4 protein-coding genes are annotated in these 9,218 nt (G+C 47.3%); all 4 read right to left on the bottom strand.

Features of this window, described 5'->3' with window-relative positions; all coding sequences use genetic code 11:
• Positions 1 to 593 precede the first annotated feature (593 nt).
• Positions 594 to 953, bottom strand: coding sequence for a transposase (locus tag HUX64_RS18055; protein WP_246247125.1), 360 nt, complete (start codon positions 951 to 953; stop codon positions 594 to 596).
• 132 nt (positions 954 to 1,085) lie between these two features.
• Complete coding sequence (locus tag HUX64_RS19430; protein WP_217426610.1) at positions 1,086 to 5,930, bottom strand: toxin TcdB middle/C-terminal domain-containing protein; 4,845 nt, start codon at positions 5,928 to 5,930, stop codon at positions 1,086 to 1,088.
• Between the two features lie 14 nt (positions 5,931 to 5,944).
• On the bottom strand, positions 5,945 to 8,386 hold the full coding sequence (locus HUX64_RS19435) for a SpvB/TcaC N-terminal domain-containing protein (protein ID WP_217426611.1): 2,442 nt from the start codon (positions 8,384 to 8,386) through the stop codon (positions 5,945 to 5,947).
• Positions 8,328 to 8,642: a SpvB/TcaC N-terminal domain-containing protein gene (locus HUX64_RS19440; protein WP_217426612.1), complete on the bottom strand. Its 315-nt coding sequence runs from the start codon at positions 8,640 to 8,642 to the stop codon at positions 8,328 to 8,330. Before HUX64_RS19440 ends, HUX64_RS19435 begins: the two co-directional genes overlap by 59 nt.
• Positions 8,643 to 9,218 lie beyond the last annotated feature (576 nt).

Below are 9,218 nucleotides of genomic sequence, written 5' to 3' on the forward strand. Positions count from 1 at the left end.
TTCGCGTCGTCTCAGTAAAGCCTACGAACGACTGACTCGCATCGACGAAGCTTGGATTTACATCGCCATGACTCGCATCATGGTGAATCGTTTGGCTTGACGCGATAATTTCCAAACAGCTTCTTAAATAATAGTGTCACTGTCCTGCCTGTGGGTTTGTTGATTCTCGTCACGCTTAGTCCTACGTACCGCTTCACGCAAATCATCAATATGCCGCATCAACAAATCCCGCTTCCGTTCCAACAAGTTCACCGTAAATAAATATGTCCCGCCCGGCACCCTTAACCGACGATAATTCGGCATATCAAACCTTTGTATCAATCATCGTAGGGCGGATGCCCGATAGGGTGATCCGCCAAATCCAAACAAGTAAAATACAAGCAACATTCAGCATCACCCGCTCAGTTCAATCCACACGGTGGAACCCGCGATGCGGTTCCACCATACATCCGATGCACACGGTTAAAAAGTATGTTTTCTTAGGGCGGATGCCCGATAGGGTAATCCGCCAAATCCAAACAAGCCCAGCGACAAATAAGCAAACCAAAATCATTCGTGCGCCTCATGTGGCGGAACGCCTGTCGGCTTCCGCCTTACGGGCTTACGGGCTTGGTATCTATCCAGAACCGGTACTTTCCGTCATCGTCCACGAACAATTTCAACACGCTGGGTTCCGTGGTTTCGAGGTTGTTCTTGAATTTTACCGATGTAAACCGTTTAAAATCGCGTAGGAACCCCGCCATATCCGGTGACGTGGCGATCAGATGGAGGTGGTTCAGCATGAAAACATAGCCGTTCAATTCCAGCCCTTTGTTCTCCTGGCAGTAACGCAGCGACTCGGCCAGAATCTGCCAGCGGTTGTGGCGGTCAAACAGGTAATACCAACGCTGTATCGTCAGCGTCAGGTAATACGTTCCGGCATTCAGATCAGCGGCTACGCGGCGCGATGGCATGGTATTGATTTCCTATAAAAGCTCTAAATTTCTCCGTAACGTTTTTCGTGGGTACCTCAACGGACACGCTTTCGGTCATGCCGCGGCATTGCAAACGTTTGGAACGGGGTACATACCCCGTCCCGCTCGACCTCAATGCGATACATCTTTGAATTCGATGCCTTGAGATTTCAACTTGTCGGTCACGCCCGTGAGCACCTTTTCGCCGTGCGTAAGATTCGCATTGGTGACCACTCTCTTGAAGTTGCCGCTTTCAATGCCTGTGACTGTCTGTTCGAGTACTTGACGCTCTTCCTGCAAAATATTTGTCGCTAGTAGGGCCTTGATCTCCTTTAAAACCACATCCTTGTTTTTTGCAAAGTTCGTAGTCAGAGCACTTACCGAAGATACATTTCCGGAGCGCGTAAGAGCTTTGTTATCTACAAAATAAACTATTCCATCTTTGATCGTAACGATGTCTATCCCTGGCTGATTTGTGCCAGATATGTTGGGCTTATACGAGACAATTCGATGACCTTCAGAAGCGAGAGCGTCGGCTGCCATTCTTTCTCCAAAATTGCCACGAGCTAAATGGGCTGCCGCAGGCTTATCCGCACTCTGCCCAATGACTTTGAAATCCTCACTAATCTCTCTCAAAAAAGCCTTTTCAGCTGTTGTGGCCGCTCCTTTGGCTTCAGTAGCGAGTAGGGACCGAACACCTTTGAAAGCGTATCCAAGAATCTTTTCTACGGGCAGCATAAACAGAGCGATATTGAAGGCCTGCTCCCCATAACCAACGCTTGGATGTTCACGTCTATCCTTCTCTGCTTCGTAAGCACTTGAAGGAGCACTTGCTGTCCCTTCGCCAAGCAGGCCGGTAACTATATCTAGTGCGAATCGACCCAAAACTCGTTCTGGGCTAGTAGATTGAATCTTTCTAATATCTTCGCGGTTGTGGGTGGCGGGTGGCGGAAAGTACCTCTTGTCGAGTTCCCCTGTAGCCGGATTAAATGGTAACTTTCCTGGATTGGAATCTCTAGGGGTCTGGCCAAATAAATTGAAAGGATCAGACTTGGGATCCCGGCCATCTGGGTCGAAGAAAACTATGGGATTGCAACCTGCATAACAGTAACGACTACTTGGAAGGCTCAAGGAACTCGGATCACAACTCGTCCACCTGCCCAACCACGGCACGTAATACCTAGCCCCATGATAACTAAACCCCGTCTCTTCATCCCGCTCCATCCCCGTATACCGATAGCGCTTCGCCGCCGCCTTAATCCCGGCATTCTTCGCCTGAAACGCCGTCGTGCCGTAAGGATGATATTCCTCATAACTAATCACCTGAGCCGCATCATCCAATTCCAACGCCGCCGAACCCAAATGATTATGCAACTGATAACGCACGGTTTGCTCAGGACTGGTGCGCCCCAAGGTCACGCCCAACACCACACGCGGCCTGGTTTCAGTATCGATCATCACAAAGCGGTGTTGCTGGTCCATCAAGCTCAGGCTGGTGCGCTCCAGCCCGGCATCGGTGCCGCTGTGCTGCTTGTATAATTCATAACCGGCAACATAAATCCGCTCGTCTTTCCTGGTCGGCGTATCGCCCGGATTCGCCGTATTCTCGGTCATCTTGCGGATACGCTGGCCTTGGCCGTCGTATTGGTAATAAGTGGTTTCCGGCGTACCGCCGTCGGTGCGGCGTTGGCGGATGGTAAGGACCAGTTCTTCCTTAAAGTTCCAGCCGATGTCTTCCAGATGCGGCATGGCGGTCATAAAACCGTGCTGGGCATGATGTGGATACAGATAGGTATTGGCGCCGATTTGGGTGCTGATGAGCCGATTATTCGCGCCCTGATAGTTGTAGTTGCGCACCCAGGCATTGCCGGAAGCCTGATGGCGCATTTGCAGAATGTTGCCGACCGCATCGTATTGATAGTTTTGCATGTAGTTGCGCATCGCCATCGGGTCGCCGGGATTCAACTGCTGCATGTAAGCGGCATCGTTCCAGTTATCCTGGGCATCAAACGCTAGGGGCTTGTCGTTTTCCCTTCCGCTGGCGGCGACCAGACGATACAGCGCATCGTAAGTGTATTGGGAGATGCCTTCGACTTTCTGGTTATTGAAGAACACCACCGGAATATTCTTATCTTCGATATGAGTAATGTTGCCCACTGGATCGAAGGTGTAACGCCAATCCTGCAAGGGATCGTTGTTTTGGCGTTTGGTTTCCAGCCGGATCAGCCGGAAAGTTTCCTTATCGTAAGTAAACTGGCTGATGACATTATTGCCGTAAACGATTTTGTTGCGCTGGCCTTTTTCGTTGTAATCGATGTCTTTGATGTAAACGCTCGGGCTAGCCAAATGCGAATGTTTGACAGTTTCGGCATTCAGCAAGCCGGCTTCGTTGTAGGACGGCGTGATAATGCTGCCGTCCGGCGCAGTTTGTTTGGTAATCCGGCCCAGGGCGTCGGTTTCGGTGATGAACGTGAAGCTGTCGGCTTCCAGGTCGTTGACCAAATTGGCATCCAGCCAGTTGGCTACGCCTTTGTACTCTTTAAACAGCTTACGGGTGGTCGCTTTGGGCTGGCCTTTGAAATCGTATTCCGGTGTTTCGATGACGCCGCCGGTATCGAAATGCTTGACCACCTGACCGCGCAGGTTTTTCAGGTGGGGGGCGGGTTCGTCTTCGCCGTAAAAAATCCGCTCAAAAATATGATTCAGCACCACGCGGCCATCGCCGCCAATCACCTTGCTATGCGTAGGCCGGTGCAGAATGTCATAAAAATACTGGAATTCGTGATTGCGTTCATCCCAGGTACGCAGCGGGTTACCCACCACATTAATCGACAGCCAGCGTTGTCCAGCATCCACACTCTTTTGGTAGACCTTATTGCCGAGCATGTCGTATTTGTATTGCATCACCACATTGCCACCGGCATCGGTGACTTTGCGTAAGTTGCCTTCAATGTCCAGGCTAACGCTGGTGTGGTAATACTCGTCCGCGCCGTTGCTGATGCTTCGATTATGTTCAACAGATAAAACCGGCCTGCCTAAGGTGTCGAAGTGTTGTGTCACCGGCGTATTGGCGTGTTTGGCGGCTTGCTCGGCGGCGAATTTTTCTTTGTCCGGGTCTTTGCCTGACGCCAGCAGTTCCGCATCGATCAGATGATTGCTGCGATTTTTGTACCAGTCCGATTCCAGTACAGTATCGTTAGGGTCAAAGATGACCTGTTTCCACGAATCAAATTCAGTGCGTGAGAATGTGCCGTCGGGTAGCTCGGTTTTGATCAGCCGTCCAGGCGCATCGTAATACATCAAGGGTGTTACGCCGGATTCGACCAGTTCTTTCAAGTCTTCAAATTGGTGGGTAACTGAGAAATACGGCTCATATTGCTTGACGGCATTGCCCTTATTGTTAAGGACAGTTCTGCCATTGCCGATCCATCGCAGTTGTTTGGGGTTTTGGGTTGAGGTATCGATCTCGGTAATGCTAAAACTGCCGTCGGCATTGACTGTCACTTGTTTGGCTTTGCCCGGTTCAGCCTGGGCTTTTTTCATCACCACTTGACTGAGGCCATTGGCGTACTCAAAGCTGAGTTGAACGGGTGAGTTGTTATCTTTTTGGAAATGCTCCTCACGCAGGATGGAAGCGACCACGACGGGCTTGCCGGAATTATGGTAGGTTTTTAAATCGTATACAAAGCGGGCGGTAGCGTGTTGCAACAAGTCTTTGCCGTTTGTCACCAGCACATCCGATGCTGGGGCTTGGAAGAAATTGTCGATCAGAGTATTTTCAGCGTCAGAACTGAATTCATTAAGGCCGTTTAAGTCATCGGCTTCGTTGCCTTTGCCGAATACCGCCAAGTCTTTAACCATGCCTAATTCATCTACGATGACTTCCGAAAAATTACCGTTGGCATCTTGCATTCGTTTCGGCGACAAGGTGCGGAAATTGAATTGCTCGACTTTGTGTTTATTGCCGATGGCATCTTCGATTTCCTCGATGAACAGGAAATAATCGCTGTAATAGCGAACCTTGGATGTAGCACCAAACGGGTCTATATAAGATACAGGCACGTAAAAACGATTTTGCGCATCGAGGGAATTTTCTGTGGCTTCGATGAATTGCGTGGTGCCAGAACGTATCCACCAATTGCCGTCGCCGCCAAATTGGCTGAATTTACCTTCCAGCATTAACGATGAATCGACTTTACCCGTATAAATATCGGCTAATAAAGTGGGCGTATGGGCCAATTGGTAGCTTTCGTACGGAAACGCCAGTGATTCGAGTTTGTGTAAAGGTAAGGGAGAAGTCAGGTTATTGCCGCGATAAAGTGTGCAAACCTGTTCAATCAGCCTTTTTTGCGGAGTGCCCGGCGCTGGATTGGTATCAAGCTGCTGATATTCCAGGGTAGCCGCAGTATCGAGTATGGTTTCAAAATCATTAATGGTGTATAAAGCGCCGGATTTGGCTACGCCTTTGAGTTCGTAAGTTTCAGTGGCTGATGGCAGCCTGAGCCGATAGGCTTCTGGTGTGTTAATGTCGTTGGTAAAGTGATTATTGGTGTAGGTAATCAGGGTTTGGCTTTGCGCTTGCTGGGTAGATAACGGCAAGGTTGCATCGGTTTTTAAACGTGGATAAACGGCTGAAGCTGATTCCAGTACATTGCCGTATTCATCCAGTTTGATATTCAGGGTATGAGTAATTCTTGGGTCATCGGTTTGACGTTCGTAACTGTAGGTAATCGCTTCGCTTTCTTTAACGGTGAAAATGGCAAAAGGGTTTTGTCCTTTCGGTTGCAAGAGTTCAATCACGCAGTTATGCGTTGCGACTGAATACGGCGTTAAGGCTTTCTGCCGTTGTTCGGGTGTTGGGTTATCAGTCGGTGCATCATGGGCAAAAACTTCTGCACGGAGACTCATGCCTTTGCAAGCCCGGAGTGCTTCGCGCCACTCGTCGAAACTGAGATGCGCCAGTAATGAGGCATCCAAGCCGGACGCTACTATTAACGAGCATCTTGCAAAGGCGTTTCAAGATTGGCCACACCAAAGCCTTGCCGCCGCATTTCTTCGTACCAGTAATCGTCGGCAAATTGATTAAGGATTTTTTCTTTCGTCAAAAACGCACCGGTATGAAACCATGATTTAGTGACGACTGGTTCTTGATGCAGGGTTTTGTCAGTAATATTCGTCTCATCTTTCTTCACCCAATGGTCGAAACTCTCGCTATCGGTTTGCTCAACCATGCCAAAACCGCGAAATTCACGCTCTGCATGGTCGTAATAGCCGTGATGATATTTGTATGAACTGACAAAGCGATAACCGGAAATTCTATCTCGAGTTTCGGTCTTGGAGATGCACTGAACCGGAAAATGCAGCTTGGTTACCCAAGGCTTCCCATCTTGCTTATCTTCCAAATAAAATTGGGTTGACGGCGTATATTCCAGGGAAACTTCCTTGCCCAGGTTGTTAAGGTAGCCGATCATGATGTGCGGTTTTTTACTGCTCATCAGGTCGATATAACGCAAAGGTGATCCTGCGTCTTTGGATAAATTTCTTGACCATACAATGCAGGCCACGCCCGTACCCAGTAGGTCGGTGACGGTGATTTTGGCCTGGTTATGAATTTCAGGGAAATTTGTTATCTCGAACGGTGAAGTACTAAAAGCGTTACCGCTCAAATTCATCCAGCACCTAAATTTGTTTTTAGCAAGATAGATAATGTCGGTCGTGCCCGAGCCGTCAATATCTGCCAAACGCAAGAAAGCTGGATTAAAAGCATCGAGACTGTCGAATACCGGCGCTTGATCCATTGCGACTTTCGTGCCGAATTTGCCATAACCCAAATTAGGCCAATAACAGACTTCACCATTGCGAATCCTGACAATATCGGTCAGGCCGTCACCCGACATATCTGCAAGAAAAATGGTTTGTTTTTCATCTGCAAAGACGACATGCGGGCCTGCTTCTTCATCGAAAACTTTTACGGTTCTATTGGCGGCGGCATAACCTTTACGGCCTTTAGATTCATACCACGTAAAAACTTGGTCTTCGGTTATTAGCACATCCGCTTTGCCGTCACCGTTAAGATCAAGCATGCGGGTGTTGGCATCGTTCAGGTTGATATTGGCGATTTGTCGGAAATGACGAAATGGCTGCCATTCTTCTTCGTCGCTCAATTCAAAATAGCCCTTCGGTTCCTGACTAAGATTGACTATTTGTTTGCCGCCGTCAGCATCTAAATCCAAAAGCTGCAGTCCCGAACCCAAGCCCGCAAACGAGGGTTTTGGCGAAACCAATTTAGCCTGTGCGAATTTGCCTTGGCCTAAGTTATGTTTGTAAAACCAACCACCTGCTTGTTCGGTTAATATGCCGGAAAGTCCTTCGTTGAATAGATCGGTAAATTGGTAGTCGGATTCATCTAAACCAACCGGGTCGTGAACTAGATCCTCCAACGATATGGCTTTAACTTCATCGTTCCAGGCATGTTTTTGATAGTCAAATTCAGTTGCAGGCAGGCTTTTCTGGGTGTAACTGCCATCCGGTTTTTTGATATAGCCGAAAGTTGTTATGGATTTAAGAAAGGTAAAACCTTGGTGTTGATGGGTGTCGTATTCAAAATTGACTGATTTTACTAAGGCCGAGCCACCAGGCCGTTCGCTGAAATTGTGCAACAGTAATACCCTGCTGCAAAGACGAGTCGTTCTTATTTCAAAACCGGATTTGTAATCTGAAAACGCATCGGTTCTGAATCGCCAGTCATTAATTTTGTTGAAGGGCGAAATAGTGTCGTATTCGCCATAATCGAATACGGTTTGGAAGAAATAATCGGCTTCTGGTGGAAATGGGTCATTGAATTTTTTGTAAGGTGTTTTATTGCCGTAAAGCACCTTTTCAAGATAAAGATTGGTATAGGTGATCTTGTTAGCTTTTATACGGTTATTTTGATGTAAGAGACTGGGCTCAAGCCCTTTGCCGTCTTCTTTCTTGTAGAGATAGTGGGTACAGTTGCCTTTGTCGTCAAAAACAAATTCCGGTAGCCATTCGTATATTTTTTTGTCGTCTTCAGGATGAGTAATAGTGGAATTATCACTCCAGCCGAACAATGTGGTGACATTATCTTTAGTGATGACTCGCCATTTGATGATAGTGCTGGTTTTATGTTGCCATCGTTCAACCCGGGCGAATAAGCCTTCTATGCGTGGTGTGTAATATCTGATCAGGTATTGGTCATCTGGTGAAGAGGCTTCCTTGATAAGATAATTTCCATTTGCGTCTTTACGAAAACTGCCATCGGGATTTTTGGCGAACTCAGGAATGAGGTCTCCGGCTTCGGAAAAAAGAAAAATATCCGAATCAATAACATCTAGGTATTGGGGCAGCTTTTTATCAGTTTTGCGTTTTATAGAAGCTAATGATAAATTCCAACCAACCGTGGCCGAAAACACCGTTACCTGCGCCAGAGTTATAAGATAGGTTTAGCGCGGGCGAGCTGCCTCGTGCAGGAGAAAAGGGTAAGGGGATTGAAAAACCAGCAGTGCCGTTGACAGCATTAACGGAAAATTTCTCGTCAATACCTTTGATTGCCCCTCCGCCTTTAGGTAAATCGATAGAAGGTGTCGAAATAGCGTTCGACTTCGTTTTTCCCCGTTCTGTGCTCAGGAATTCTTCGGATGCATTTTTTTTCTTTTGTTCTGTTTTCATGACCGAAATAAGATAAACATAATAGCTTACTCCTCTGAAAGCTGATCAGTCTTCCGTCTGAATTTATGTGTCGATAATATCTGTTAAAATTAAAATAGTCTGTGAAATATTACCGTCCTCTTTAAATTTTAGAACTTTGCAAAAGACCTTTTTGATTATTAGGGGTTAGCTTTGAATGCAACGATAACCTAATTTATGTCTTCAAATAATCCCAAAGCGATTGATTCCAACTTCCGTCTCTTGCCTTCCTAATGTCAGCTATCGAAAATCGCGATAGTCGGCTCATGACCGAACTGAGTCATTCAAATTTGGCCGGGGTTGTATTCGAATAGATGGCGGTTTTCAATTCGGAATGCCTGGCTGAATTTGGAATCGGTGGCGGCTTTGACGAAACATACACTAGCTCTACCTTGAAAAAAGTTGCAGCATCATTCGACAAATTGTTGAATAAAATTTGGCATTGCTAAATAAATATAGACAATGTATAAGTTTTGGAACATTCAGATGCCTTGGGAGGGCGTGATGGATTGTCCAAAATGCGGCAAGCAAGCGAACTGCAAAGACGGCCGAGCGAAT

The organism is Candidatus Methylobacter favarea, assembly GCF_902806695.1.
In the GTDB taxonomy this organism is placed as follows: Bacteria; Pseudomonadota; Gammaproteobacteria; order Methylococcales; family Methylomonadaceae; genus Methylobacter_B; species Methylobacter_B favarea.